At 67.3% G+C, this 26,894-nt stretch carries 31 protein-coding genes; 12 read left to right on the top strand and 19 right to left on the bottom strand.

The window, feature by feature from the left end; all coding sequences use genetic code 11:
- Positions 1-184: 184 nt before the first annotated feature.
- From ACIBCN_RS15485 to ACIBCN_RS15475, 3 genes are all read left to right on the top strand, one after another.
- A complete protein-coding gene (locus ACIBCN_RS15485; protein ID WP_396992198.1) occupies positions 185-1,270 on the top strand; it encodes an S-(hydroxymethyl)mycothiol dehydrogenase in 1,086 nt (361 codons plus the stop codon).
- Positions 1,267-1,887, top strand: a complete 621-nt coding sequence (locus ACIBCN_RS15480) for an MBL fold metallo-hydrolase (protein ID WP_396992197.1) — start codon at positions 1,267-1,269, stop codon at positions 1,885-1,887. Before ACIBCN_RS15485 ends, ACIBCN_RS15480 begins: the two co-directional genes overlap by 4 nt.
- 240 nt (positions 1,888-2,127) lie before the next feature.
- Positions 2,128-3,321, top strand: coding sequence for a Cmx/CmrA family chloramphenicol efflux MFS transporter (locus tag ACIBCN_RS15475; RefSeq protein ID WP_396992196.1), 1,194 nt, complete (start codon positions 2,128-2,130; stop codon positions 3,319-3,321).
- A gap of 65 nt (positions 3,322-3,386) precedes the next feature.
- Here ACIBCN_RS15475 and ACIBCN_RS15470 read toward each other — a convergent pair whose 3' ends face one another.
- Both ACIBCN_RS15470 and ACIBCN_RS15465 read right to left on the bottom strand, forming a co-directional pair.
- The gene (locus tag ACIBCN_RS15470; protein WP_396992195.1) at positions 3,387-3,707 is read right to left on the bottom strand and encodes a helix-turn-helix domain-containing protein; all 321 of its coding nucleotides are present in this window, start codon (positions 3,705-3,707) and stop codon (positions 3,387-3,389) included.
- Positions 3,704-4,081 (bottom strand): type II toxin-antitoxin system RelE/ParE family toxin, encoded by a 378-nt coding sequence (locus ACIBCN_RS15465; RefSeq protein ID WP_396992194.1) that lies wholly within the window; start codon positions 4,079-4,081, stop codon positions 3,704-3,706. Before ACIBCN_RS15465 ends, ACIBCN_RS15470 begins: the two co-directional genes overlap by 4 nt.
- A gap of 292 nt (positions 4,082-4,373) precedes the next feature.
- On the opposite strand from ACIBCN_RS15465, the gene ACIBCN_RS15460 reads away from it, so the two are divergent.
- Positions 4,374-4,706: a DUF6247 family protein gene (locus tag ACIBCN_RS15460; RefSeq protein ID WP_396992193.1), complete on the top strand. Its 333-nt coding sequence runs from the start codon at positions 4,374-4,376 to the stop codon at positions 4,704-4,706.
- Between the two features lie 308 nt (positions 4,707-5,014).
- Here the strand turns inward: ACIBCN_RS15460 and ACIBCN_RS15455 are convergent, their stop codons facing one another.
- From ACIBCN_RS15455 to ACIBCN_RS15420, 8 genes are all read right to left on the bottom strand, one after another.
- Positions 5,015-5,470: a DUF350 domain-containing protein gene (locus ACIBCN_RS15455; protein ID WP_396992574.1), complete on the bottom strand. Its 456-nt coding sequence runs from the start codon at positions 5,468-5,470 to the stop codon at positions 5,015-5,017.
- Positions 5,470-6,651, bottom strand: coding sequence for a glutathionylspermidine synthase family protein (locus tag ACIBCN_RS15450; protein ID WP_396992192.1), 1,182 nt, complete (start codon positions 6,649-6,651; stop codon positions 5,470-5,472). The genes ACIBCN_RS15455 and ACIBCN_RS15450 overlap by 1 nt, the downstream gene beginning before the upstream one ends.
- On the bottom strand, positions 6,651-7,433 hold the full coding sequence (locus tag ACIBCN_RS15445) for a hypothetical protein (protein WP_396992191.1): 783 nt from the start codon (positions 7,431-7,433) through the stop codon (positions 6,651-6,653). The genes ACIBCN_RS15450 and ACIBCN_RS15445 overlap by 1 nt, the downstream gene beginning before the upstream one ends.
- A gap of 31 nt (positions 7,434-7,464) precedes the next feature.
- A complete protein-coding gene (locus ACIBCN_RS15440) occupies positions 7,465-7,752 on the bottom strand; it encodes an acylphosphatase (RefSeq protein WP_396992190.1) in 288 nt (95 codons plus the stop codon).
- Positions 7,752-8,198, bottom strand: coding sequence for an OsmC family protein (locus ACIBCN_RS15435; protein WP_396992189.1), 447 nt, complete (start codon positions 8,196-8,198; stop codon positions 7,752-7,754). The genes ACIBCN_RS15440 and ACIBCN_RS15435 overlap by 1 nt, the downstream gene beginning before the upstream one ends.
- A gap of 162 nt (positions 8,199-8,360) precedes the next feature.
- Positions 8,361-9,068 (bottom strand): response regulator, encoded by a 708-nt coding sequence (locus ACIBCN_RS15430; protein ID WP_150405534.1) that lies wholly within the window; start codon positions 9,066-9,068, stop codon positions 8,361-8,363.
- Between the two features lie 56 nt (positions 9,069-9,124).
- The gene (locus ACIBCN_RS15425) at positions 9,125-11,626 is read right to left on the bottom strand and encodes an ATP-binding protein (RefSeq protein ID WP_396992188.1); all 2,502 of its coding nucleotides are present in this window, start codon (positions 11,624-11,626) and stop codon (positions 9,125-9,127) included.
- A gap of 72 nt (positions 11,627-11,698) precedes the next feature.
- Positions 11,699-11,863 carry a hypothetical protein gene (locus tag ACIBCN_RS15420; protein WP_396992187.1) on the bottom strand — a complete coding sequence of 55 codons (165 nt, stop codon included), beginning with the start codon at positions 11,861-11,863 and terminating at the stop codon, positions 11,699-11,701.
- Between the two features lie 299 nt (positions 11,864-12,162).
- Here ACIBCN_RS15420 and ACIBCN_RS15415 point away from each other — a divergent pair, with 299 nt between their 5' ends.
- The 5 genes from ACIBCN_RS15415 (at position 12,163) to ACIBCN_RS15395 (ending at position 17,062) form a co-directional block, all read left to right on the top strand.
- Positions 12,163-12,246: a potassium-transporting ATPase gene (locus tag ACIBCN_RS15415; protein ID WP_396992573.1), complete on the top strand. Its 84-nt coding sequence runs from the start codon at positions 12,163-12,165 to the stop codon at positions 12,244-12,246.
- Complete coding sequence (locus ACIBCN_RS15410; protein ID WP_396992572.1) at positions 12,243-12,329, top strand: potassium-transporting ATPase subunit F; 87 nt, start codon at positions 12,243-12,245, stop codon at positions 12,327-12,329. Before ACIBCN_RS15415 ends, ACIBCN_RS15410 begins: the two co-directional genes overlap by 4 nt.
- Positions 12,330-14,000: a potassium-transporting ATPase subunit KdpA gene (gene kdpA / locus ACIBCN_RS15405; protein WP_396992186.1), complete on the top strand. Its 1,671-nt coding sequence runs from the start codon at positions 12,330-12,332 to the stop codon at positions 13,998-14,000.
- A 109-nt stretch (positions 14,001-14,109) separates the two neighbouring features.
- Positions 14,110-16,170, top strand: a complete 2,061-nt coding sequence (gene kdpB / locus ACIBCN_RS15400) for a potassium-transporting ATPase subunit KdpB (protein ID WP_396992571.1) — start codon at positions 14,110-14,112, stop codon at positions 16,168-16,170.
- Position 16,171: 1 nt separating this feature from the next.
- Complete coding sequence (locus ACIBCN_RS15395; RefSeq protein ID WP_396992185.1) at positions 16,172-17,062, top strand: potassium-transporting ATPase subunit C; 891 nt, start codon at positions 16,172-16,174, stop codon at positions 17,060-17,062.
- Positions 17,063-17,181: 119 nt separating this feature from the next.
- On the opposite strand, the gene ACIBCN_RS15390 is transcribed toward ACIBCN_RS15395, so the two are convergent.
- From ACIBCN_RS15390 to ACIBCN_RS15360, 7 genes are all read right to left on the bottom strand, one after another.
- Entirely contained in the window at positions 17,182-17,589 is a 408-nt protein-coding gene (locus tag ACIBCN_RS15390; RefSeq protein WP_396992184.1) for a VOC family protein, read from the bottom strand.
- Positions 17,590-17,716: 127 nt separating this feature from the next.
- The gene (locus ACIBCN_RS15385; RefSeq protein WP_396992183.1) at positions 17,717-18,421 is read right to left on the bottom strand and encodes a flavodoxin family protein; all 705 of its coding nucleotides are present in this window, start codon (positions 18,419-18,421) and stop codon (positions 17,717-17,719) included.
- Entirely contained in the window at positions 18,418-18,864 is a 447-nt protein-coding gene (locus tag ACIBCN_RS15380; RefSeq protein ID WP_396992182.1) for a hypothetical protein, read from the bottom strand. The genes ACIBCN_RS15385 and ACIBCN_RS15380 overlap by 4 nt, the downstream gene beginning before the upstream one ends.
- Complete coding sequence (locus tag ACIBCN_RS15375) at positions 18,861-20,048, bottom strand: molybdopterin-dependent oxidoreductase (protein WP_396992181.1); 1,188 nt, start codon at positions 20,046-20,048, stop codon at positions 18,861-18,863. The genes ACIBCN_RS15380 and ACIBCN_RS15375 overlap by 4 nt, the downstream gene beginning before the upstream one ends.
- A 28-nt stretch (positions 20,049-20,076) precedes the next feature.
- Positions 20,077-20,742, bottom strand: a complete 666-nt coding sequence (locus ACIBCN_RS15370; RefSeq protein ID WP_396992180.1) for a methyltransferase domain-containing protein — start codon at positions 20,740-20,742, stop codon at positions 20,077-20,079.
- 103 nt (positions 20,743-20,845) lie between these two features.
- Entirely contained in the window at positions 20,846-21,526 is a 681-nt protein-coding gene (locus ACIBCN_RS15365; RefSeq protein WP_396992179.1) for a DUF2064 domain-containing protein, read from the bottom strand.
- Positions 21,523-22,194, bottom strand: a complete 672-nt coding sequence (locus tag ACIBCN_RS15360; RefSeq protein WP_396992178.1) for a glycosyltransferase family 2 protein — start codon at positions 22,192-22,194, stop codon at positions 21,523-21,525. Before ACIBCN_RS15360 ends, ACIBCN_RS15365 begins: the two co-directional genes overlap by 4 nt.
- A 124-nt stretch (positions 22,195-22,318) precedes the next feature.
- Between ACIBCN_RS15360 and ACIBCN_RS15355 the strand changes: the two genes are divergently transcribed.
- Genes ACIBCN_RS15355 through ACIBCN_RS15345 form a run of 3 tightly spaced genes read left to right on the top strand, consistent with a single transcriptional unit; the run spans position 22,319 to position 25,395 of the window.
- Positions 22,319-23,668: a hypothetical protein gene (locus tag ACIBCN_RS15355; protein ID WP_396992177.1), complete on the top strand. Its 1,350-nt coding sequence runs from the start codon at positions 22,319-22,321 to the stop codon at positions 23,666-23,668.
- Between the two features lie 4 nt (positions 23,669-23,672).
- A complete protein-coding gene (locus ACIBCN_RS15350) occupies positions 23,673-24,377 on the top strand; it encodes a response regulator transcription factor (RefSeq protein ID WP_396992176.1) in 705 nt (234 codons plus the stop codon).
- A complete protein-coding gene (locus ACIBCN_RS15345) occupies positions 24,370-25,395 on the top strand; it encodes a sensor histidine kinase (protein WP_396992175.1) in 1,026 nt (341 codons plus the stop codon). The genes ACIBCN_RS15350 and ACIBCN_RS15345 overlap by 8 nt, the downstream gene beginning before the upstream one ends.
- A 6-nt stretch (positions 25,396-25,401) precedes the next feature.
- Here the strand turns inward: ACIBCN_RS15345 and ACIBCN_RS15340 are convergent, their stop codons facing one another.
- Positions 25,402-26,469: an NAD-dependent epimerase/dehydratase family protein gene (locus ACIBCN_RS15340; protein ID WP_396992174.1), complete on the bottom strand. Its 1,068-nt coding sequence runs from the start codon at positions 26,467-26,469 to the stop codon at positions 25,402-25,404.
- 169 nt (positions 26,470-26,638) lie between these two features.
- Positions 26,639-26,824, bottom strand: a complete 186-nt coding sequence (locus ACIBCN_RS15335; protein ID WP_396992173.1) for a hypothetical protein — start codon at positions 26,822-26,824, stop codon at positions 26,639-26,641.
- Between the last annotated feature and the right edge of the window lie 70 nt (positions 26,825-26,894).

The following is a 26,894-nucleotide window of genomic DNA, read 5'->3' as shown; positions in this document are numbered from 1 at the left end:
TCGACGGTTCCACCCTCCATAGTGGAATGTTCATCAAGAATGAACCCTCCATAGTGGAATGTCAACCCTGTGTGGTCCGACGGGCCCCGGCGCTGGTATCACCACACCGGACGCGGCAGTATGGACGATGCTCAGCGCGCGGGCGTCCAGGGTTCGCGTCGACGAAAACTCCTAGGAGGCATAGGTGTCGGAAACCGTGCGCGGTGTCATCGCCCGTAGCAAAGGCGCGCCGGTCGAGATCGTCGACGTGGTGATCCCCGATCCCGGCGCGCACGACGTGGTCGTGCGGGTACAGGCCTGCGGCGTCTGCCACACCGACCTGCACTATCGCGAGGGCGGCATCAACGACGAGTACCCATTCCTGCTCGGCCACGAGGCCGCGGGGATCGTGGAAACCGTCGGCGCCGCGGTCACCCATGTCGAGGTGGGCGATTTCGTCATCCTGAACTGGCGGGCCGTGTGTGGTGAATGCCGGGCCTGTAAGCGCGGTCGTCCCTGGTACTGCTTCGCGAGCAACAACGCGAGCAAGAAGATGACCCTCACCGACGGCACCGAACTGAGCCCGGCGCTCGGCATCGGCGCGTTCGCCGACAAGACGCTGGTACACGAAGGACAGTGCACCAAGGTCGATCCCGCGGCCGACCCCGCGGTCGCCGGGCTGCTCGGCTGCGGCGTGATGGCCGGCATCGGCGCGGCGATGAACACCGGCAACGTGTCCCGTGGCGACACCGTCGCGGTGCTCGGCTGCGGCGGTGTCGGCGACGCCGCCATCGCCGGCGCGCGGCTGGCCGGTGCGAAGACCATCATCGCGGTCGATCGGGACGCCCGGAAGCTGGCCTGGGCCACCGACTTCGGCGCGACCCATACCATCGACGCGACCAGCGAGGACGTGGTCGAGAAGATCCAGGAGTACACCGAGGGCTTCGGCGCCGACGTCGTCATCGAGGCGGTCGGCCGCCCGGAGACCTGGAAGCAGGCGTTCTACGCCCGCGACCTGGCGGGCACCGTGGTCCTGGTCGGCGTCCCCACGCCGGACATGACCCTCGAGCTGCCGCTGATCGACCTGTTCTCCCGCGGCGGCGCGCTGAAGTCCTCCTGGTACGGCGACTGCCTGCCCGAACGCGACTTCCCCACCCTGATCGACCTGCACCTGCAGGGTCGGCTGCCGCTGGAACGCTTTGTCACCGAACGCATTTCCCTCGACCAGGTGGAGGCGGCGTTCACCGCGATGCACGCGGGCGATGTGCTGCGTTCGGTGGTGGTCCTGTGAGAATCGACCGCGTCGTCACCTCCGGCACCTTCTCCCTCGACGGCGGCACCTGGGACGTCGACAACAACGTCTGGCTCATCGGCGACGACCACGACGTGCTCATCGTCGACGCCGCACACAACGCGGACGCGATCGCCGATGCGGTCGGCACCCGCAACGTCGTCGCCATCCTGTGCACCCACGGCCACAACGACCACGTCACCGTCGCACCGGAATTGAGCACCCGCCTCGACGCCCCCATCCTCCTGCACCCCGCCGACGACCCCTTCTGGCGGATGACTCACCCCGACGTCGACTACCGCTCCCTGGCCGACACGCCCCGAATCACCGTGGCCGACATCGACATCGACATCCTGCACACCCCCGGCCACTCCCCCGGCTCGGTCTCCCTGCACCTCCCCGAAGCCGCCGCCCTCTGCACCGGCGACACCCTGTTCTCCGGCGGCCCCGGCGCCACCGGCCGCTCCTACTCCGACTTCGACACCATCATCGCCTCGATCCGCACCCGCCTACTCACCCTCCCCGACGAAACAACCGTCCACACCGGCCACGGCGACACCACCACCATCGGCGTCGAAAAGCCTTCGCTGTCCGACTGGATCGCCCGCGGCCACTAAATCCCTTGCGGTCACGCGCGGTGCCGTTGCTATGGTGTCGATCGTGACTTCTCCAGAGGCGTCCAGACTCTAGCCACCTGTCGAACGACCAGGTGGCGTCTCTCGCCATGCGCGAAACGACCTGCCTGCCCGGTCGTTCGACCCCGCGTGTCGCCCGTACTGGGCGATATCAGCTCCGCCGCCTTCCGCTGCCGTGTGCCGGATGGGTGGCTCGGTGTCGAACAGAGTCTGGGAGTCTGTGTGCCTGTTGTCATTTTCGTGTTGGGTGTCGCCGTATTCGCGCAGGGGACATCGGAATTCATGCTGTCGGGCCTACTCCAGCCCATAGCGGCGGACGTCGGAGTTTCGCTCGGCTCAGCCGGGTTACTGACCTCGCTGTTCGCGGTCGGAATGGTTGTCGGCGCACCCTTGACCGCGATGGCCGCCAGACGCTGGCCTGCTCGGCACGCGCTGACCGGATGCTTGTCGTTGTTCATCGCCGCACACCTCGTCGGCGCGCTCACCACCACCTTCGCGGTCCTGCTCGGCACCCGGGTGGTCGCGGCGATAGCCAACGCCGGTTTTCTCGCGGTCGCCCTCGCCGCCCTACCCACCCTGGCAGGCCCACACCGCGTCGGCCGAGCCACCTCCATCATCCTGTCCGGCGTAACCCTCGCCTGCATCGCAGGCGTCCCCGCCGGCGCCTTCCTCGGTCAAACCCTCGGCTGGCGCTCAGCATTCTGGGCCGTCGTCGCCGTGAGTGTCCCTGCGCTGGTGAGCACTTGGCTCTTGGTTCGACCGGCCCCCGCGAAAACAGGCCCAGCGGACCTCCGGCTCGAGTGGAGCACGCTGGGTCTACCGCGCGTGCGAATAGCATCGATTCTCGGCGCCGTGGTGAACGCGGCAACGTTCGCCGCCTTCACGTATCTGGCGGTGATCACGACCACCGTCGCCGGGGCCGGGCCGGTATGGGTGCCGATCATGTTGGCGCTGTTCGGAATCGGATCTTTCCTCGGCGTCACGCTCAGCGGTCGCTATGCCGATCGTTATGCACACGTCATTCTCATGGCCGGATCGGTTGCGCTGCTGCCTATTTGGCTCACCGCGGCACTGATCGCGGGCTACCTGCCAGGTCTGCTGGTCATGGCAATCCTCGGCGGTGGCGTATCGTTCGCGGTCGGCTCCACCGTGATCGGCCGCATCGTCAGCACCGCGGCACCAACGGCCCCTCGGCTGAGCGGCGCCTTCGCCACAATGGCCTTCAACATCGGCGCCGCCCTCGGCCCGGCCATCGCAGGCCTGGCAATCAGCGCAACCGAAACAACCACAGCCGCACTATGGACCAGCGCGACGCTCGCAGGCACCGCATTCGTGATCGCCACCCTCAGCCGCCGCGACCGGACACCCGATCACCGCCTCGAGCAAGAAGCCAGCCCTCTCATCAACCCACACTGACCATGTGCCCATAGGTGGCACGTGGCCGTGGCAACATCGAGGAGCCCACTCGTCCAACCGGCGAATCAGCCCACGCGCAGTTGCTCGTCGCCGAAGTCGGCGACGAGCTTCAGCACCCCGCCGAGGGCGGATACGTACCGGTCCAGCACATCTCGGGTAGACACCTCGCCCTGTTCGATCTGCGACACTCGCGCCACGGATACGCCCATCTGCTCCGCGACCTGTTTCTGATTGAGGCCGCGGTGCTTACGCAGTTCCGCGAGCCGCCAGCCCCGGGCGCGATCCTGCAGCTTGTCGACGCCTTCCTCGAATGCTTCCGGCCCGCCCGCGGCGTCGATTGCGCGTTCGAGGTGTTCCGTATCGCGCCAGCGACGGTGTGTGGTCATCGGTGCAACTCCTCAGCTCGCTCGGACAAGTAAGCGTCGTACAGCCTTTCGGCTCGCGGTATCGCGTCCCGATACCACCGCTGCCACGCACCGGATTTGTCGCCTGCCACCAGCATGATGGCCGAGCGCCACGGGTCGAAGACGAACAGAATTCGGATCTCACTGTTGCCCGCGGACCCCGGCCGCAGCTCCTTCATATTCGCGATCCGCGATCCGGCGATGCTGTCCACGAGCGGCCTGCCCTGCGCGGGCCCCGTTCGCTCTAGCAGTAGGATCGCTTGGTTCACCAGCCTGTGTGTTGCGCGGTCGTTCTGCCATAACGCATCGAGGAACTGCTCCACCTCGTCGGTTATGAAGATCTCCCACTCGTCCATTGACGGTACCTCCCTAACGTCCGCGATTCAAGGATTTCCTTAAGACAGAATTGCTCGAGCGAATGCGGTCGCAGATTAGGTTGTGGGTCCGACAAGCAGTACTTGACCAGCAGCGTCGTATCGCGTCCGACGGATAGCGGCGAGAGGATGGCCGAGCGATGACGAGGTTAAGATGAGATCGACTCCAGCTGGATCACCCGCAGCCACTGCGAGGTCCGGAGCACGCGAGTGCTGTCGGCGAACAGGACTGTGGTCGGCGACATTGTCACCCCCACCGGTTATCGTGAAAGCCATGGCCGCCCCACACTCCGACCCGGCAAACACCCCCGTGCCCGCCGCGGAACCCGCAGCGCTGCGGGCAGCCCTCACCCCCGAACTACGTGCCGAATTCGACCGCGAATGGGATCTTGTCCTCGAACACGCCAAGGAATCCCACACCCTCGAATACATCCACGCGCTGCTCAACAAGTGGCAGCACACCGCCGTCATGGAGATCCGCGAGCCCGGCTCGTACCAGCGGATGCTCGACAAAGCCGCGCGGATCCAAGCCGACGGCGGCCGCTCGACGGATGTCTCCATCGACGACGTCCGCGTGCTACTGGCACACCGGTTGCAAGCAGGTTGAGGTAACACGCCGCGTGTACCTCATCGTCCCTGACACAGACACAACCGAACAGATCGCCGCACTTCCCACCGAGGTGCTGCGCGAGTTCGCCGAAATTCTCAGCGTCCTTCGAACTGACACCGTGGGCGGCCCAACCACAGAACGCCGACAACCCCGAGGGGGCGGTTCGGCGGTGGACATTCGGGCCCGCCCACGCCGGACAACTCGTCTATCTCATCGATGAGCGTGCGCGAGAGGTGCACCTTCTCATGGTGCAGTGGTTCGGCACCCTCGGCGACCTGTAACCGCCGGTTGGTCGACGCGGCCGACTACAGAATCGCGAAGGCTACTACCAAGCCGAGGGCGAAGTGGGCGGCGGCTACTACTAGGACTTCGGTGGTGTAGGTGTCGGCGTGGAGGGTGGCTCCGATGTCGATGCCGAGGGCTTTTTCGATGACGCGGACCGAGATCACCTGGGCGAGGATGCCGACGAGGCCGAAGATGAGGGCGGCGATGAGGCCTTCGGAGAGTTTGCCGCCGCCGCCTACCGCAAGGATGGCGAGGACCACGATGAAGGCCATGCTGATCATGCCCGCAGCGGCGACGATGATCGCGTTGGGCTTGCCCTGGACGACCAGTGCGCGCAGCTTGCCCGGGGTGGTCAGGTCGATGGCGTAGAACCCGACGAGCATCAGTGCCAGGCCGATGAGGGCGTAGAGGATGATCGCTCCCACACCCTCGCCGAGCGAGCTCCAGTACCCCGATTCGAGGGCGACTGCGGTCATCATGATCCTTCCGAGGAGGGTTGAGCGATGCGGTGCGGGACGAAGGCGGAGCCGTCGTCGGTGATCAGTCCGGCGGTTTCCCGGATGCCGAGCCCCGCGGCGGTGTCACCGACGATCCAAGCGCCGAGCACGGGGCGCATGTCATCGAATTCCGGTAGCGGATCGAGCAATTGGTAGACGTAGCCTTCTTCGCCGTAGACACCGCCGGTGGCCGTCTCCAGTCCAGCGCCGACAATGGTCATGTTGGCGCCCTCGCGGCCGAGCTTCGGCTTGCGGATGTATTCGGTGAGCTCGTTGGGCTGATCCAGGTAGGCGGGCAACAGATTCGGATGCCCCGGATACATTTCCCACAGGATCGCGAGGATGGCCTTGTTGCTGAGCAACGTCTTCCAGAGCGGTTCGATCCACATGGTCTGCGGCAGGCTGGCGACCACTCGCTTGCCGAAGTCGTCGTCGAGCGCCCACTCCCACGGGTAGAGCTTGAAGATCGCCTCGATCGGCGCCTCGGCCAGATCGACGAAACGGTCCAGCTCCGTATCGAATCCGACCTCTTCGATCGGCAGCGCGATGGTGTCGAACCCGGCCTCGGCCGCGGTCTCCTGCATGTAAGCGGTGGTGACGTTGTCCTCACCGGTGGCGTCGGCCCCCGACCAGCTGAAGTGCAGTTGCGCGGTCGGCAGGGTGTCGCGCAGCTCGGACCAGCGCTCGACGAGCTTCTCGTGCAACGAATTCCATTGATCGCCGCCCGGATACAATGCGGTCAGCCAGTGCCACTGCACGATCGCCGCCTCCAGCAGCGACGTCGGCGTATCCGCGTTGTACTCCAGCAGTTTCGCCGGGCGCCGCGCGTCGTAACGCAGGTCGAACCGGCCGTACACGTAAGGGTCGTTGCGCCGCCAGGATTCGGCGATCGGCCCCCAACTCCATTCGGGCAGACCGAAATCCTTGAACCGCTCGGTCAGCACGACCTGCTCGACCGCCTTCAGGCACATCGAGTGCAACAACTCGACATCGGCTTCCAGCGCGAGGATTTCGTCCATCTCGAACTCGTAATACACCGACTCGTCCCAGTACGGCCGTGGCTGACCGCTGGCGTCGCGGCCGGGCACGCCGTAGACGAGGCCCTGACTCTCGGTGATCTGCCGCCAATCCGGCCGGGGCGTACTGCGCACTCGCCGCACTACGATCCGCCGCCGGTGCTCTTGCTGCCGAGCCCGCCGCGCTGCACGGTGGTGCCGCTCTTCGTCTTGATCTCGGCGCTCTTGGGTTTGACGGTGGTGCCGCCCGTCGGCGGCTTGCCGATGGTCGGCGTGCCGCCGTAGTAATAGCGGTACTGTGGGCCGCCGCCGAGGATGATCAGGCCGGGTCCGATGCCGCCATCACTGACGAAGCCTTGACGGCCGTCGCCGCAGTAGCGGTCCTCGACGACGATCTCCTGACCGTTCTCGGTCTTCACACACGAGGCGGTGACCTTGTCGGGCGCGGTGAACGCCCGGTAGGCGAGGTACCCGCCGCCGACCAGCGCCGCGACCCCGACTATCGCGACCCCGCCGATCATCACCCGCTTGCGCGTGCGCTTCTTCGCCTCGCCTGCCGCGACGGCGGCTTGCTGCGCTTCTTCGGCCCGCTTGCGCGCCTTGTCCCTGGCCCGCGCCTCGGCCACCGTCGGCGGGCGCGGCTGGGTGATGCCTGGCTCTTGCCGCTGCACACTGCCGCGAGGCGGTGGAACCTCTTGCGGCGCTGAAGGTTCCGGAAAACCGGTAGGCAGTCCGGGCATAGGCGGTTGGGCTGGTGCGTCGGTACCCAGGGCGGCTGTATCGCCCGGCCCGAAGGCCGCCGTATCGCCCGGCCCGGGAGTGTTCGCCTCGTGCGCCCCGGCCGTGCTCGACGGTTGCTCCGCCGCGGCGGACTGCTCGTTCGGCTCGTGTCCCGGACGCTCGTCACCGGGATTGTGCGTGCTCACTGTCGAGTCCTCGTCCTATCCCGGCCCACCGCTACCCCTCCTCGAATCCGGTCAAATCACCCCGCGCGGGCTCCCAGCTTTCCACAACCAAGGTCACCCGACCAGGTGTGTCCCCGGAACCTAACAGTTCGAGCAACCGCTCGCAGTCGTCTCGCGGCCCCTCCGCGACCACGTGTACCCGCCCGTCGCGCGCGTTCGTGGCCTGCCCGGTCAACCCGAGTTCCAACGCACGCGACCGCGTCCACCAGCGGAATCCCACTCCCTGGACGCGGCCGTGCACCCACGCGCTCAACCGGACCAGCTCAGCGCCGTCGCCCATCAGGCTTCGATATCGAAGGACAAAGTCACCTTCGTCCCCGCCTGCAATGTCCGGCCCACCGTGCACGCCTTGTCGATGGCGCGCTGCACGGTAACCAGCAACCGCTCCCGCGCCTCCTGGTCCAATTCGCTGAGGTCGAGCTGGAACGTCTCGTCCAGCTGCGGGTACAGCTCGTTCTCCCGGTCCGCGTCACCGGACACCCGGATGGTCGCGTCGAAGGAGTCGCCGAGCTTGCGGGCGAGCGAGAAGTCCGCGCTCAACCCCGAGCAACCGGCCAGCGCGATCTTCAGCAACTCGCCGGGGGTGAAAGCGCCGGGCACGCCCTGCGAAGCGATCAATACCTCGGCGCCGCGCGAGCTGCGTCCGGTGTACGCCCGCGTTCCGGTGCGCTCGACCCATAGTTGGGTCGGTTGTGAAGCCGCGGTCGCGGGTGTCTGTTCAGCCATGGGTCGATCCTGCCAGTTCCGCCTCTCCGAGTCTTCAGGCCAGACTCGTGTGCCACGTGGGTTTCGTTGGCGACCGGCGGTAAAAATTGGGGTCGAGTCAGCCCGTACCCGGCGAGTTACCCATGTACTCCCGATATCAGTCGCTCTGTCGTGTCTTCAAAATCACTCCTGGAAGCGGTAACCCATCCCCGCCTCGGTCAGCAGGTGCTTGGGGTGCGAAGGATCGTCCTCGAGCTTGCGCCGCAACTGCGCCAAATACACACGCAGGTAATGGGTTTCGGTCGCGTACGACGGGCCCCACACCTCGCGCAGCAACTCCTTGCGCCCGACCAGCTTGCCTTTATTGCGCACCAGCATTTCGAGCATGCCCCACTCGGTGGGCGTGAGATGCACCGTCTCGTCGTTCTTGGTCACCTTCTTGGCGGCGAGATCGACGGTGAACGACGAGGTCACCACCACCGGGTCGGACGAATCGGTGTCGGCCGCGCCGCGCCGGACCGCGGCGCGCAGCCTGGCCAGCAGTTCGTCCATGCCGAACGGCTTGGTGACGTAGTCGTCGGCACCGGCGTCGAGCGCCTCGACCTTGTCCGCCGAGTCGGTGCGCGCCGAAAGCACGATCACCGGCGCCGACGTCCAGCCGCGCAACCCGGCAAGGACCTCGATGCCGTCGATGTCGGGCAACCCCAGGTCGAGGATCACCACGTCGGGGTGCTTGTCGGCGGCCGCACGCAGCGCGGCGCCGCCGGTGCCCGCGGTGATCACCTCGTAGCCGCGGACCGACAGATTGATCCGCAGCGCGCGCACGATCTGCGGTTCGTCGTCGACCACCAGCACCTTGATCGCCGGGGCATCCTGCTTCTTGTCGGTCATCACGGCTTCCTGTGCGGTCCGGGGCTGCGGTGCTCCCACTGTCGATGCATCCATCATCAGCTGCTCGCTTCCGTTTCGTCGGCAGGCAGGTCCACGATCATCGTCAATCCTCCGCCAGGGGTCGGTTCGGCGTGCACGGTGCCACCCATTGCCTCGACGAAACCGCGCACCACCGAGAGGCCGAGTCCGACACCGGTGGTGTTGTCGCGGTCGCCGAGCCGCTGGAACGGCTCGAAGAGTTGCTCCTCGGTGCCCGGCGGCACGCCGGGGCCGACGTCGACCACGGCGATGGAGATGCGGTCGCCCTCGCGTTCGGCGGTGACTCGTACTGGCGTGTCACGGGTCGCGTGCCGCAAGGCGTTGTCGATCAGGTTGGCAACGACCCGTTCCAGCAGCCCGGCGTCCGCACGCACCGAGACGTCGCCGACCTCGACCTTCACCCGATCCATCGCCGCGCGCCGCAACCCACGCGCGCCCATCCCGACACTGACCAGCGCCTGATGCACCACCTCGTCCATATACACCCGCTGCAGCTGTGGCTTCACCACGCCGACGGCCAGGCGGGACGAATCGAGCAGGTTTCCGACCAGCGCGGTCAACTGATCCACCGATTCCTCGATGGTTTCCAGCAATTCGGTGGTGTCCTCGGCGGAGAACTCGATGTCGTCGCTGCGCAGGCTGGACACGGCGGCCTTGGCCCCGGCCAGCGGCGTGCGCAGGTCGTGGCTGACCGCGGAGAGCAGCGCCCGGCGCAACCGGTCGGCCTCGAGCAACGCCGCGGCGGCGCTGGCCTCCTCGGCGAGCCTGGATTGACGGACCAGCCCGGCCGCCTGGTTGGCGACCGCGTTGAGCACCGGCCGGTCGGCGGCGGCCAGCGGCCGACCGGCCAGCAGCAGCAGACTCGACGCGTCGCCCGCCTGGATCACGGTCTCGGCGTCGGCGGCGCGCTTCGGTGCGTCAAGACCCACCGCGGCCACCACCACGTCGCCGCACAGCATGCTGACCGCGCGCAGACCGTAGGTCTCGCGGACCTGTTCCAGCAGATTGGGCAGGTCCGCGCCGTGCAGCACGGCACCGGCGAACAACGTCAGCAATTCGGCCTCCTGCGAGGCCCGGCGCGCCTGTCGCGTCTGCTTCGCGGCCGTATCGACCAGCGCCGCCACCGCGACCGCGACGAACAGCAACACCACCACGGTGACGAAACTGTCCGGCTCGGCAATGGTCAGGCTGTAGCGCGGATCGGCGAAGAACCAGTTCAGCAGCAGCCCGGACAGCAACGCCGAAAAGGCCGCGGGGACAACACCTCCGAGCAACGCGACGGCGACGACGCCGATGAAGAACACCGCGCTGAGACCGCCGAGCTGCAGGTAGCCGTCCAGGAACGCGACGCCGATTCCGCACACCGCGCTCGGCACCAGCACGGCCGCGAGCCAGGCCCTGATCGGCTGGCGCGGCATGAGCGAACCGCGGCGCAGGCCACGATGGGCTTCCTCGTGCGTGACCATGTGCACGTCGATCTTGCCCGACTGCTGCACCACCGTGGAGCCGATGCCCTCATCGACCATCCGCGCCCACCGGGAGCGGCGGGAGGTGCCGAGGACCAGCTGGGTCGCGTTCACCTCGCGGGCGAATTCCAGCAGCGCGGTCGGCACGTTGTCGCCGGTGATCGTGTGCAGCGAGGCATCCAGGCTGCCCGCCAGTTCGCGCAACCGGTTCAAGCGTTCGGTCGACACACCGGCCAAGCCGTCGCCGCGCACCACGTGCACCAGGACGAGTTCGGCGCTCGCCTTGCTCGCGATGCGACTGGCCCTGCGTACCACCGTCTCCGACTCCGGCCCCCCGGTCACCGCGACCACGACCCGCTCGCGGGCCTCCCACAGCTCGGTGATCTTGTGGTCGGCCCGGTATTTCGAGAGGGCGGCGTCGACCTGATCGGCCAGCCACAGCAGCGCCAATTCCCTTAGCGCGGTGAGGTTTCCGGGTCGGAAGTAGTTACGCAGCGCCGCATCCACCTTATCGGCCGCGTACACGTTGCCGTGGGACAGCCTGCGCCGCAAAGCTTCCGGCGTGAGGTCGACCAGCTCCACCTGATCCGCGCCGCGCACCACCGCGTCCGGCACGGTCTCGCGCTGCTGGATGCCGGTGATCTGCTCGACCACATCGTTGAGGCTTTCCAGATGCTGCACGTTGACCGTGGAGATCACGTCGATGCCGGCGTCGAGCAGTTGTTCGACATCCTGCCAACGCTTTTCGTTCGTACCACCCGGCGCGTTGGTGTGTGCCAACTCGTCGACGAGCGCCACGGCAGGCCGGCGGCGCAGTACCGCGTCGATGTCGAGTTCGGGCAGCTCGGTACCGCGGTACTCCACCAGCTTGGGTGGAATCCGCTCGATGCCCTCCAACAGGGCTGCTGTCTTGGCTCGCCCGTGTGTTTCCACTACCGCGGCAACCACGTCGCGGCCGCGCTCGAGCCGCCGGTGTGCCTCGCCGAGCATGGCGTAGGTCTTGCCGACTCCCGGCGCGGCGCCGAGGTAGATCCGGAGTTGGCCGCGTTTCACTCGTTCATCATTGCGCGTCGCGGGCGTCGAACCGAGCACCACGCGGCCGCACCGGCGCGGTGCGGCCGAAGCTCACGCATCGAGTACCCCCGGCTCCGTGCCGCGCAGACCACGGACGCGGTCGTCTTCGACGACTACGCGCGAGGTATCCAGCTCATCGCCCCGGGACCGCAGCGCGCGAATGAGCAGCGTGCAGCACACGAACCCGACAAGCAGGGCGACGGTGACAGCCGACATGACGTTCCCTTCTCCAACCGACTCGAACAACCGGTTGCGCTGGAATCGTCCGCCTGGCCGGCTCTCCACTACTACCCCCGTATCGGAAGATCACCTCGATCTTTACGGTGTGTTGACGGTATCGCCGCACTCTTTGACGGCATCCTTTCAGTTATCCCGAGCCGGGGTGTAAACGAAGCGCAAAGGCAAGCATTCGTCGCGCAAAGGAGTCGTAAGGAACCTCGGCTAGCGCCTTATCGAAGACTTGACTCGCCAAGGCGCGCTCCACAACACGAGCGCTTGATGGAGGTTGGTTGATCATGTCTGTCGTCGTGTTCGCGGTGCTTACCGTGGCGATCTTCGCCCTGCTGGGGCTGATCCAGCGAGGGGTGGAAAAGCTGTGATCGCGAACCTGATCGGTGTGGTTCTCGCCATCTCCGTCGCGGTGTACATGGTCGCGGCGCTGCTTTTCCCCGAGAGGTTCTAGGTGACCACGACTACGGCGGGGATCGCGTTCATCGCGTCCCTGATCATCGCGCTCGCCCTGGTGCATGTGCCGCTCGGCGATTACATGTTCCGGGTTTACAACAACACCAAGCACTCGCGTGCGGAGCGTGCCCTTTATAAGGCGATCGGCGTGCAGCCGGAAGTCGAACAGACCTGGGGCGTGTATGCCCGCAGTGTGCTGGCGTTCTCCGCGGTCAGCATTCTGTTCCTCTTCTTCTTGCAACTGGTCCAGGGCAAGCTGCCGCTGCACCTGAACGACCCCGGCACCGAGATGACCCCGGCGCTGGCCTGGAACACCGCGGTCAGCTTCGTGACGAACACGAACTGGCAGAACTACTCCGGTGAGTCGACCCAGGGACACCTGGTGCAGATGGCCGGGCTCGCGGTGCAGAACTTCGTCTCCGCGGCCGTCGGCATGGCCGTCGCGGTCGCGCTGGTGCGCGGCTTCGCCCGCAGGCACACCGGCGATCTCGGCAACTTCTGGGTGGACCTGGTGCGGGGAACCATCCGCATCCTGCTGCCGATCGCATTCGTCTTCGCGATCGTGCTGATCGCCGGCGGCGTGATCCAGAACTTCCACCTGCACGACCAGGTCGCGCAGACGCTGAACGGCACCGAGCAGACCATCACCGGCGGCCCGGTGGCCAGCCAGGAGGTGATCAAGGAGCTCGGCACCAACGGCGGCGGCTTCTACAACGCGAACTCCTCGCACCCGTTCGAGAACCCCACCACCTGGACCAACTGGCTCGAGATCTTCCTCATCCTGGTGATCAGCTTCTCGCTGCCGCGCACCTTCGGCCGGATGGTCGGCAGTAAGAAGCAGGGCGTGGCCATCGTCGCGGTGATGGGCACGATCGCGATCGTCAGCGTGACGTTGAGCAATATCTTCCAGCTCGCGCACCACGGCACCGTGCCGACCGCGATCGGCGCGTCCCTGGAAGGTGTCGAAACCCGTTTCGGCGTTGCCGATTCGGCGACCTTCTCCGGCGCGACCACGCTGACGTCCACCGGCGCCGTCGATTCGTTCCACGACTCGTACACCAGCCTCGGCGGCATGATGACGATGTTCAACATGCAGCTCGGCGAAGTCGCGCCGGGCGGAACGGGTTCCGGGCTCTACGGCATGCTCATCCTCGCGGTGATCACCGTCTTCGTCGCGGGCCTGATGGTCGGGCGTACACCGGAATACCTCGGCAAGAAGATCACCCCGCGCGAAATCAAGCTCGCCGCTTCCTATTTCCTGGTCAGTCCGCTGATCGTGTTGATAGGCACCGCGCTTGCGATGGCCATGCCGGGACAACGCGCCTCGATGGCGAACTCGGGACCACACGGCCTCTCGGAAGTGTTGTACGCCTTCACTTCCGCCGCCAACAACAACGGCTCCGCGTTCGCCGGCCTGTCCGGCAACACCGAGTGGTACAACACCGCGCTCGGCCTCGCGATGGTCTTCGGCCGGTTCCTGCCGATCATCTTCGTGCTCGCGCTCGCCGGTTCGCTGGCCAAGCAGGGCAACACCCCCGAGTCGATCGGCACGCTGCCGACGCACCGCCCGCAGTTCATCGGCATGGTCGTCGGCACCACCGTGATTCTGGTCGCGCTCACCTTCCTGCCCGCACTCGCGCTCGGGCCGCTCGCCGAAGGAATCCACTGAAATGACAACTCCCACTACCGAAGTCATTGTCCCGGACGAGTTCAACGAGTCCAAGCAGCAGCTGGCACAGCAGTCCGGCCGGGTCCCGCGCGGCGCGCTCGATCCGAAGATGCTGCTGACCTCGCTGCCCGATGCGGTACGCAAGCTCGACCCGCGCACCATGTGGCGCAACCCGGTGATGTTCATCGTCGAGATCGGCGCCGTCTGGTCGACGGTGCTCGCGATCAGCGATCCCACCTTCTTCGCCTGGGCGATCGTGGTGTGGTTGTGGCTCACCGTGATCTTCGCCAACCTCGCCGAGGCGGTGGCCGAGGGCCGCGGCAAGGCGCAGGCCGACACGCTGCGTAAGGCCAAGACCGACACCGTCGCACGGCGTTTGGTGGATTGGACGCCCGGCGGCCCGGTCGTCGAGGAGGGTGTCGCGGCACCGGAACTGCAGCGCGGCGATCATGTCGTGGTCGAGGCCGGACAGGTCGTCCCCGGCGACGGCGATGTCGTGGAAGGCATTGCCTCGGTGGACGAATCGGCGATCACCGGTGAATCCGCGCCGGTGATCCGGGAATCCGGTGGCGACCGCTCCGCGGTGACCGGCGGCACCACCGTGCTGTCGGACCGGATCGTCGTCAAGATCACCCAGGAGCCGGGCAAGAGCTTCATCGACAAGATGATCGCCCTGGTCGAGGGCGCGAGCAGGCAGAAGACGCCGAACGAGATCGCGCTCAACATCCTGCTCGCCTCGCTCACCATCATCTTCGTGTTCGCGGTGGTCACGCTGCAGCCGCTGGCGATCTTCGCCAAGGCGAACAACCCCGGGGTGCCGGACACTTCGGCGCTGGACGTCAACGGCATCACCGGGATCGTGATGGTGTCGCTGCTGGTGTGCCTCATCCCGACCACCATCGGCGCGCTGCTCTCCGCCATCGGCATCGCGGGCATGGACCGGCTCGTGCAGCGCAACGTGCTCGCCATGTCCGGGCGCGCGGTCGAGGCCGCCGGCGACGTGAACACGCTGCTGCTGGACAAGACCGGCACCATCACCCTCGGCAACCGGCAGGCCTCGGAATTCGTTCCGATACCGGGCATTTCGGCCGACGAGCTGGCCGACGCGGCCCAGCTGTCCAGCCTCGCCGACGAGACGCCCGAGGGTCGCTCGATCGTGGTCTATGCCAAGCAGGCGTTCAACAAGCGTGAGCGCACGCCTGGCGAGCTGAAGGGCGCGACCTGGGTGGAATTCACCGCACAGACCCGGATGTCGGGCGTCGACCTGCACGACGGGCACCAGCTGCGTAAGGGTGCGGCCAGCGCGGTCGTCGAATGGGTTCGCGCGCAAGGCGGCAACGTGCCGAGCGAGGTCGGCGTGACCGTCGACGGTGTCTCCGCCTCCGGTGGCACGCCGCTGGTCGTCGGCGAGGTCAGGGACGGCACCGCGCGGCTGCTCGGGGTCATCCACCTCAAAGACGTTGTCAAGCAGGGCATGCGGGAGCGCTTCGACGAGATGCGCCGGATGGGCATCCGCACCGTCATGATCACCGGCGACAATCCGTTGACCGCCAAGGCGATCGCCGATGAGGCCGGTGTGGACGACTTCCTCGCCGAGGCCACGCCGGAGGACAAGCTGGCGCTGATCAAGAAGGAGCAGGACGGCGGCAGGCTGGTCGCGATGACCGGTGACGGCACCAACGACGCACCGGCGCTGGCCCAGGCCGATGTGGGTGTCGCCATGAACACCGGCACCTCCGCGGCCAAAGAAGCGGGCAACATGGTGGATCTGGATTCCGATCCGACCAAGCTCATCGAGATCGTGGAGATCGGCAAGCAGCTGCTCATCACCCGCGGCGCGCTGACCACCTTCTCGATCGCCAACGACATCGCCAAGTACTTCGCGATCCTGCCCGCGCTGTTCATCGCGCTGTTCCCCGGGCTGGACGCGCTGAACATCATGCGGCTGCACAGCCCGCAGTCGGCGATCCTGTCCGCGGTCATCTTCAACGCGATCATCATCGTCGCGCTGATCCCGCTGTCGCTGCGCGGCGTGAACTACACGCCGTCCAACGCGTCGAAGTTGTTGAGCCGCAACCTGTTGATCTACGGCCTCGGCGGCATCATCGCGCCGTTCATCGGCATCAAGATCATCGACCTCGTCGTCCAACTCCTCCCTGGGATGTCCTGACATGCAGTTTTCAACTTGGATCCGGCAGCACTTCGCCGCGTTGCGTGCGCTGCTCGTGCTCACCGTGATCACCGGAATCGTCTATCCCCTAGCGGTTTTCGCGGTCGCTCAAATACCCGGCCTGCACGACAAGGCGGACGGCTCGCTGATCAAGGTCGATGGCAAGGTCGTCGGCTCCAGCCTGATCGGGCAGTCCTTCATCGATCCGGACGGCAAGGCGATGGTGCAATACTTCCAGAGCCGCCCGTCCGCCGCCGGCAGCACCGGCTACGACCCGATGGCCACCGCGGCCAGCAACCTCGGGCCCGAGAGCATCGTGGACACCCTCGACGCCGATCCGGCGAAGGTCAAGCTGAGCCTGCTGTCCACGGTGTGCGCCCGCAGCAAGGAGGCCGGCGACCGTGAGGGCGTCGATGGCGGCCGTCCGTTCTGCACGAAAGACGGTGTCGGCGCGGTGCTCTCGGTGATCGGGCCGCGCGACGCGGACGGTCAGGTCTCGCATCCCACCCGGGTGGTGAGCGTCAACCAGGCGTGCCCGGCGACGCCGTTCCTGGCCACCTACCACGGTGTCCAGGTCGACTGCGCCAAGCCGAGCGAGGACTACGCGGCCGGTCGGATCGTGCCGATCTTCGGCGACGCGTCCGTCGATACCCCGGTTCCCACCGACGCGGTCACCGCCAGCGGCAGCGGGCTGGACCCGCACATCTCACCCAGGTACGCGGACCTGCAGATCGCGCGAATCGCCAAGGCTCGCAATATCTCCGCGGATCAGGTGCGGGCACTCGTGGACGCGCACACCGGCGGCCGCACCCTCGGCTTCCTCGGTGAACCGCGCGTCAACGTGGTCCAGCTGAACCTCGACCTCGACCAGCGGTACCCATTCCCCGGCTGACCTGAAGCCCCAAGGAGCGCCGGTGACACATCGTCACCGGCCTCCGTCCATCGAGTGACAAACCATGGCGGGCCTTCGCGCTCGCGTTTCGCCGTCACCAGGTGCCACTGAATGAGAGTTCAGCCCTCTTCTTGCTTCTTCGGCTGAGGACCCAGGGGCAGCAACGGGGCGCGCGCTGTCAGGCAGAACGGGTGACCCGCCGGATCGAGCATCACCCGCCACTGATCCGGACCTGGCTGCACCTCGGCGAGGCGCGCACCCAATCGCACGGCTTCCGCCTGCGCGTCGTCCAGATCATCCACCTTGAGATCGAGATGGATGTGAATCGGTGTATCACCCCCAGGCCAGGTCGGCGGCCGATAGTTCGGCACCAGCAGCGCGCACAATGACCCACGCTCCGTGTGCACCACGGCCAAATCGTCTGCCCGATAAACGATCTCCCCTCCGAGCAAAGCGGCCCAGAAACCCGCCAGCTCTTCCTTGTCGGCACAGTTCAAGGTGATCAAACTCAACTGAGCGATAGCCACACGTCGATCGTACGACCGCGGCGCAGGGGCGCGACAAGGTTCGGCGCCGTCGAGTCCGCTCAGCGGACCGAACAGCCACGCTGGCCGGGCGGTGCTTCGCCGCCGCTGTGTCCCGTTCAGTAAGAGATCAGCGGTATTCGGGGTTTTCGAAGTCGAACCGGCAGCCGGCGTCCCATTCCGAGCGCTGGTTGCCGTGGGCGGGGATTCCGTCGGCGTCCTCGAGCATGCGGGCGAGGTGCAGGAGGTTCCAGGTCATGAAGGTGGTGTTGCGGTTGGTGAAGTCGTTGGCCGGGCCGCCGGAGTCCGGATCCAGGTAGGAGGGGCCGGGGCCGACCTCGCCGATCCAGCCCGCATCGGCCTGCGGCGGGATGGTGTAGCCGAGATGCTGGAGGCTATAGAGGACGTTCATGGCGCAGTGTTTGACGCCGTCCTCGTTACCGGTGATCAGGCAGCCGCCGACCCGGCCGTAGTAGGCGTATTGGCCGCAGTCGTTGAGGATCGAGGAATTGGCGTAGAGACGTTCGATGACCTGCTTGGTGACAGAACTGTTGTCGCCCAACCAGATCGGGCCCGCCAGCACCAGGATGTCGGCGTCCATGACCTGACGTTGCAGTGCGGGCCACGCATCGGTCGGCCAGCCGTGTTCGGTCATATCCGGCCACACGCCGAAGGCGATGTCGTGGTCGACCGCGCGAATGTGCGAGACCTGCACGCCGTTCTTCGCCATGATGCGGGCGCTGATATCGACGAGCCCCTGGGTGTTGCTCACCTCCGGCGACCGCTCGAGTGTGCAGTTGATGAACACTGCCCGCAGATCGTCGTAGCTGGTCATGGGGTACTCCTCGGTGTCGCGCCGCGCGGATTACGGGATCGGTGATGGCCGGTGCGTCGCAGCACCGCGGCGGCGACCACCAGCGTCCAGACCAGGATGAGGGCCACGGCGAGCCCGAGCGGGTAGTTCCGGTCGAGGACGCTCGGGTTGTCCGGCATGGCGTGCCCACGATCGAGCACGGGCAAAGCGATCGCGACCAACACGACCGTGCAAACCGCCCCGCAGGCCGTCGGTCCCCACCAGGTCCCGGGCAGGAGCTGCCGGGCGGTGGCACCGACGGCGGCGCACAGCGGCGCGAATACCCCGTCGTGCAACAGGATTCCACCGGCGAACCACAGGGCGATCGACCACACGTCGGCCCGGGGGAAGTCGAGCACCAGCGTGATTCCGTACCAGCCGAGCCACAGCCCGGCGAGCAGCAACAGGATTCGGATCGCGTTCATGGGCGTGCCTCGATCGTCGAAAGCCATTTCGTCTGCAGCACTCCGGGGCGACTCGGCGCGATGAGCCGGCATGGATAGCCGTGGTCGACATCGAGTGCCGCACCGTTCAGGGAGAGCGCGACCAGCGTGTCCGCATCGATGGCATGGCGGTGCGGCAACACCGAATTGGCATAGATGCCGCTGGTCTCCAGCGAACGGAATCGCACGTCTCCGCCCGGGTAGGGCCCGACGGCGGCGAGCAGATCGCGCAGTCGAACGCCCGTCCAGTCGGCGGACGCGCTCCACCCTTCCACGCAGGCGATCGGCAGCCGAGCATGCGTCTGCGGCATGGCCAGCAATTCGTCCCTGCTGAAACTGCGTTGCCGATCGCCGACCAGCACGCTCAGCCGGTAGTCGGAGGCTCGCGCCAGCTCGACCACCCCTGCGGCTTGCGCGGACCGGTTTACCGGAACCCCTTGTGGCCCTTCACCACTACGCGGCGCGAGCACGGCTGCCCAGCGCAGGAACGGCACGGTTTGACCCGCAACCGCCAAGCTCGCCGCGCCCGCGGAAACCCACGCCGCGGTCAGCACCGTACGTCGCGAAACATGACGCCGCGCAACGGCATCGGCACTGCTCTCCGTATCGACACCGGCCGTTTCCGAGTCGATCGGACGGCTCAAAGCGTCCCGAATCACCGGCAGTTTGACCGCCAAATGCACCGCCAGCGCACCGATCGCGACGAAGGCCACGGCGTAGTGAACGGGAGGGAAGAAGAACTTCCAAGGGTAGAACTGGGCGATGTTCAGGAGACCAGTGGACAGCTCGAAGAAGATCGCACCGACCAGCACGGCGATCGAGCCGCGCTCCAGCATGCGCAGCGGCGAGCCGATGACGGGCCGCTGGAACAGCTTCGGGTATACCGCCCACAGCTTCACCAGCAGTAGCGGAATCGCGGCTACGCCCGAAATGACGTGCAGGCCTTGGGTCAGGCGGTACAGCCACACGGGATGGACGGGCCACCAGAACCAGGTCGGCGGGTGTTGGATCCAGTGGCTCAGCAGTCCGGTGACGAAGCAGATCAGAATCGCCGAGCCGAGCGCGATCCCTACCCGGCTGGCCACCTCGGGCCCGCGCGCATCGGATCCGCGAAGCCACCGTGCCGCGAATGTCCGACCGCGCTCGATGGTTTCGTGCACGCTCATCGGACACCACCGGAAGCGACTGAGCGGCTCATGACGCGATCACCGCCTGCGAAGCGCGGCGGCGCAACCAGGCGATGTGCCTTCCGCCTACCTCGGCGGTGCTGAGCAACTGAAATCCGGTCGCGCGGGCAAGCTGTTCCGCGTGGTCGATCCCCACCGAGGCCCACGGAAACCAGGAGCCGACCCGCGACCGCGACTCCAGCCGAATCTGCCGGGTCACCGAACCACTTCCCGGAAGGCCGAATTCGACGATCGCCAGACCGTCGGGTGCCAGCAGATCGGCGGTGCGCGTGAGAATGCGCCCCGGATCGCCACCGATCCCGATATTGCCGTCGGCCAGCAGCGCGTACGACCAGCGCCCCGCTCCTGGCAAGGGCCCGAACAGATCCCGGCGTAACGCGGGCGCGCCACGAAACCTGGTGATGGCGACCGCCGTCGGCGAAATATCCACGCCGAGTGCCAGTACCCCGCGTTGCAGCAGAGCGGCGACCAATCGTCCCGGCCCGCAGCCGAGATCCACGGTCGGCCCGTCGCAACAGCTGGTGAGTGCGCGATCGGCACGACGATCGCCGACACCGGCGAGCCCTAGCCACCGTCTGGTCGGCAGCCGGTGCCTGGTGCCGTCCGCGGCACGCATCCAGCAGCGTTCCCCGGCCAGCGCACGATCGAAGATGTCGAAGTCCGCGCCGATCATCGGGCGACCGCCCCGTACCCGGGCCTACTGGCTACCGCACCGAGGCGGCGGCCGCCGTCGACGGCGCCGACCCGAGCCACGTAACCCGTTGTGTCCATGCCCGTCATCGCGATACCAACCCGCGCTCGTGTAGCCGGCGGAACGTCTCGGCGAAGCGCCCGCCGGATTCCGCTGCAACTCGGACAGCGTCAGCGAAGGTGTCGACATCGCTGAATTGCGGCAGTGAATTCACCCGATACCCGCAGTCCTGCAGCGCTTTCCGGGTCAGTTCTCCGGTTCGATCGGTGGACATCGGCACGTCGGCGAGTACGCGGGCAGGCTGTGCGGTCGGCAGTCCGAGCGCCCACCAGCCGCCGTCGTCGGCGGGCCCCAGCAGCGCCGTGTCACCGGCTGCGAGTTCGATTGCGGCCGCCGTCAGTACGTCCGGGCCGATCTGCGGGGTATCCATGCCGATTTGCAGGACCGGTGCACCGAGGCGAGCGGCGTCGGCATGGGCGTTGGCGAGCCGCGCACCGAACCCGTCACCGCGCTGCGGGATGACCTCGAATTCGCCTAGTGCGGTGGCCAATTCATGGCTGCACTCGGCGGCGGCGAGGTCACCGGTGAACGCGACGACTCGGTGGCAGACATCGCTGCGCAACACCGAGTCGAGGGTGTCGAGCAGTGCCGCGGCGGCCACCCGCGCGGCCTCCTGTGGCGTCAGCGGCGGGGTCAATCGCGTTTTCGCGAACCCGGCGATCGGCGCCTTCGCGATCACTAACAGTGTTGCCGGACAAGGGCTCATCGCAGCACCGCCAGGAAATCCTTGGTGGCCCGCGCTGTGCCGAGCCAGGAGCCGGACACCTTCGACACGCCCCCGGCCCGAGGCCGATAGGCGATGTCCCGCTCGACCACCTGCCACCCCGCGCCCGCGGCGCCGACGAGTAGTTCGAGTGGATATCCGGAACGCAGGTGCAACGGGCCGAGCGACAGCATCCGGCCGCGCCGCGCCACCCGCATCGCGCCGATATCGTGCACGGGCAGACCGTATTTGCGCCGCAGCCTGCGCGCGATGAGCAGATTGCCGAGGCGGGCGTGCCACGGCCAGACCCCGGCCCGGGTCGGGCGTCGGCGGCCCACCGCGAGATCGGCTCCGCCCCGGACCAATTCGACAAGGCCGGGCAGTTCGGCGGGATCCATCGATCCGTCGCCGTCGAGCACCGCGACCATCTCGGTGCGCGCCGCCGCGATGCCCGCTTGGACCGCGGCGCCGTAGCCCGGTCTGCTCTCCTGCACCACCGTGGCACCGCGGGCGCGGGCAACGGCGGCCGTCCCGTCGGTCGAGCCGTTGTCCACGACTAGCGCGTGGTACCCCGCCGGGATGGCGGCAAGGACTTCCGGCAACGCATCAGCTTCGTCTCGGCACGGAATCACCACGGTCACTCCGTCCGGATCACCCTGGGTTCGAGTCACGGCAATGACGCTAAGCCGTCGGACTCGCGATACGGCCGAAAAACCTGTGACGAAACAGTGACATCGTCAGAAAACACAGTCGGAACAGCGATAACCGGCCGACCGCCCACCTATCGTGATAGCCGTGCATGACGTCTCCGAGGTCGCGACCACTGATCCGCCGCGTGTCCGCAGCCGCGGCGACCTGATCGGCGCGGGCATCGCCGCCGCATTGGTCACCACGGCCTTTGTGGTGCCGCGAATTGCCAGCGAACAGTGGCGGAGCGCGCTCTATGCCGCCGCCGCGCCGATATTCGGTTCCTGGCTGCCGCACGTCGGTTGGGGCACCGGCCCCGCGATCGTCCTCGCGGCGCTCGTCGTCGTCCGCGGTCCCGCGTTGGCCCGGCGCCTACCGTGGCGGTCGTTGCTGGCGATCTCGTGGGTCACGGCGCTCGGCTGGACGTTCTCGCTGGCGATGATCGACGGCTGGCGGCGCGGATTCACCGCGCGGTTCAACGATCCCAACGAATACCTGCACGAGGTCGGCGGCGTGACCGACATCGGCGTGCTGCTGCGCGAATTCTCCGGCCGCATCCTCGATTTCCAGCCGGACTCCTGGACCACCCACGTGTCCGGGCATCCGCCGGGCGCACTGCTGTTCTTCGTGCTACTGGATCGCATCGGGCTCGGCGGCAGCGCCTGGGCGGGCTTGGCCTGCATGCTGATCGGCACCAGCGCGGTGGTCGCGGTCGCGGTCGCGCTGCGGGCGCTCGGCAACGAGGATCGAGCACGGGCCGCGCTACCGTTTCTGGCGCTGGCGCCCGCCGCCATCTGGATCGCCGTTTCCGCCGACGCGATGTTCGCCGGGGTCACGACGTGGGCGGTCGCGTTGCTCGCGCTCGCCGCCCGGCCGGGCGGCAGTTACGTCGCGGCGATCGCGGCGGGAGTGCTGTTCGGTTTCGGCAGCTACCTGAGTTACGGGTTGACGTTGATGGCGATCCCCGCGGCGGCGGTTCTGCTTGCGGGCCGGACCTTTCGGCCGCTGCTGCCCGCGCTGGCCGGCGCGCTGGTGGTGGTCGCGGCGTTCACCCTCGCCGGATTCTGGTGGCTGGACGGCTATCACCTGGTGGTCGAGCGCTACTACCAGGGCGTCGCCAAGAACCGGCCGTATTCGTATTGGTGGTGGGGCAATCTGGCCGCGACCGTCTGCGCGGTGGGCCTCGGCACCGCCGCGGCCCTGCATCGCGCGCTGTCGCCGCGCCTGCTGCGCGCCCTCGATCCGACGGCGCTGCTGGTTGCCGCGGGCGCGTGTGCGATCCTGGCCGCGGACCTCAGTGGGCTGAGTAAGGCCGAAACCGAACGCATCTGGTTACCGTTCGATATGTGGCTGCTCGCCGCGCCCGCTTTCCTGCCACGGTCCACCGTCCGCGGCTGGCTCGCGGTGCAGAGCATCGGAACGCTCGTGCTGGCTCACCTGCTCCTGACGAATTGGTGAAACGATGACCATCCTGATCGCCGACGACGATCCGGTTGTCCGGGACGTGGTGCGGCGCTACCTCGAACGAGACGGCTTGACCGTACGCGAAACCGCCGACGGCCCAGCGACTTTGGCGGCGCTCGCGGACTGCGGCGATCAGATCGAACTGGCCGTGCTCGACGTGATGATGCCCGCGCCGGACGGCATCGAGATCTGCCGCGCGATCCGCTCGGGGCCGCGCCCGCAGACCCCGGTCATCCTGCTCACCGCGCTCGGCGACGAGGACGACCGGGTGCTCGGTCTGGAGGCGGGCGCCGATGACTACGTCACCAAGCCGTTCAGTCCACGGGAGCTCGCATTGCGGGTCGCGTCGGTGCTGCGGCGCACCCAGGCGGTGCGCGAAGACGCCGCGCCGACGCTGCGCGACGGTGCGATCGAGGTGCGTCCCGCGTTCCGGCTCGCGCTGGTCGACGGCGAACCGGTGGACCTCACCCCACGCGAGTTCGATCTGCTGGTCTTCCTGCTCCAGCATCCGCAGCAGGTGTTCAGCCGCGAACAGCTGCTCGCCCAGGTGTGGGGCTGGGACTTCGGCGACCTGTCCACGGTCACCGTGCACATCAAGCGATTACGCGCGAAACTCGGCGCCCGCCACCGCATCGAGACGGTGTGGGGTCGCGGGTACGCGTGGGCGCGCACCGAACCGGGAAATGGAGCCGTCGATGCCTGAGGACACCACCCAGCTGATCCTGTACTCGCTGGCCTGCTCGGTGCCGGTGGTGTTGATCGGCGCGGTGATCCTGCGCGCCACCAGGAATCGCTCGGTGACCACGAGCATGGCTGTGCTGGTGTTGATTCCGACGCTGTCCACCCTCGCGGGCATCATCGGCGTCAGCGGCCTGATGTTCACCGAGCAACTCCAGCGCACCGCGGTGGTGCTCGGCATCGTCGCGGCGGTCACCGTGCCGGGAGCCGTCCTACTCGGCCGCGAACAGGCTCGAAAGATGGTCTGGGAGAAGCAGATCCGCGAGCAGGAGCGGGCGGCCGAGAAGTCCCGGCGCGAGCTGGTCGCCTGGGTGAGCCACGATCTGCGTACCCCGCTGGCGGGCATTCGCGCGATGGCCGAGGCCCTCTCGGACGGCGTGGTCAGCGGGCAGGCCGATGTGACGTCCTACGCCGAGCAGATCGGCATCGAGACCAACCGGCTGTCCCGCATGGTCGACGACCTGTTCGAGATGTCGAAGATCAACGCGGGCGCGCTGCGGCTCGAACTGGAACCGGTGGATCTGCGCGAGCTGATCGACGAGGTGCTCGCCGCGAACCGGCCGACCGCCGAACGTGCGCAGGTCGCGCTGCGGGCGGAGCAGCCGGACCGCCGAATCGTGGTGGCGGCCAACGATCAGGCGCTCGGCCGGGTGCTGACCAACCTGGTGTCCAATGCCATCGCGCACACACCGCCCGGCGGCGAGGTCGCCATCTCGGCGGGTGCCGCCGACGGTCAGGCGTGGGCCAGGGTCGACGACACCGGGCCCGGCATCGCCGAGGCGGATCTGCCGCGGATCTTCGAGGTCGCCTACCGCGGCACCGCGGCTCGTTCGCCGGTCGCCGCCGACGGCGTGCCCACCGGCAGCGGAATGGGTTTGGCGATCGCGGCCGGTCTGGTCGAGGCGCATCGCGGCGACATCACCGCCGAGAATCGGCCTACCGGTAGCCGTTTCGAGGTTCGCTTACCGCTGTCGGGTAATTGAGCGCGATCACAAGGTGGGCGCACAGACCCCCGCGCTACCGCGCAGCGGCGCGAAGGCGAACTCGGTCAGGCCGTCGACCGGATCCACCCGCGCCGCGAAACCCAGCGCGCGCCTGGCCTGGTCCGGATTCGCGACCACGTGGCGCACGTCGCCTGGGCGATAGCGCCCCGTCACCACCGGGTCCGGCCCGCCGCGCGCCGCCGCCAGCGTGACCGCGACCTCCCGGATGGTGATGGGACGTCCGGAGGAGACATTGAGCGGGACGAAGCCGGGCAGCGGCTGCTCCACCGCGGCGAGGTTGGCCGCGGCGATATCGGTGACATGCACGAAATCCCTTGTCTGCCCCCCATCTTCATACACCTGCGGCGCGTCTCCGGCTTCCAGCGCCGACCGGAAGATCGCCGCGACCCCGGAATAAGGTGTGTCCCTGGGCATATCGGCGCCGTAGACGTTGTGATAGCGCAGGGCGGTCACCGACGATCCGGTCACCGCCGCCCAGGCCGAAGCGTAATTCTCCTGTGCGAGTTTGCTTGCCGCGTACAGGCTGCGCGGGCGCAACGGCGCGTCCTCGTGCACGGAATCCCAGATGAGTATCTCGCCGCTATCCGGGCAGCGGTACTCGAACATTCCGGCGTCCAAGTCCTCGGTCCGGCGAACACCGACTTCGACTGCCCCGCAACGCTCGCCGCGATAGCGCCCCTCGCCGTACACGACCATCGAGGACGCGAGCACCAGCCTGCGGCATCCGGCACGATCCATCGCCGCCAGCAACACCGCGGTCCCGAAGTCGTTGTGACTCGCATAGGCGGGCGCGTCCTGCGCACTCACCCCATTGCCGACCACCGCCGCCTGATGACAGACGACGTCGACGCCGCGCAGCACCGTGTCCAGCGCCGCGCCGTCGCGAACGTCCACCCGCTCAACACCTTCAGGGGCCCGCGCGTCCGGCCCGTGTGCCGCGGACACCATCAGATCGAGCGAAATCACCTCGTGCCCGGCGTCGACCAGGTCGCGGCGGATGTGCGATCCGATGAACCCGGCCGCGCCGGTGAGCAGCACTCGCACGCCGATCACCCACGCTTCTTCGACTGCGGCCCGGCCGGGGCGACGATCACGACCACTTTCGCTCGAACTGGCGTCATACCCTGATCGTGCCTGGTCCGAGCCCACTCCAGGCCCGGCCACGCCGCAGCGTCAGACTTTCGTCATTCCTGCCTCGGGTGGTCAGGGCCCGGAATCGGTGTCAGCCGACTTCGGCGTGGCCGAAGTAGTAGGCCGAGGCGGCCAGGTATTGGCAGCATTCGGGGCCGTGGCCCGCGTGGGTGCTGCGGACGAATTGGGCGAGGTCCATGTCGAGATCCATGGGCTCGATCGTGCAGTCGCGGTGCTGTGTGCTCCACAGGTCCCGCATATCCAGCGATGTCTGCATGGTGCGCCTCCAGCCTGCGTTGTCTATCAGCCTGAAAAGCATGACCGAAATGCTTACATCGGTGGGGTAC

Source organism: Nocardia sp. NPDC051052 (genome assembly GCF_044456045.1).
Taxonomy (GTDB): domain Bacteria; phylum Actinomycetota; class Actinomycetes; order Mycobacteriales; family Mycobacteriaceae; genus Nocardia.
This window is presented reverse-complemented; position numbering and strand designations above follow the sequence as displayed.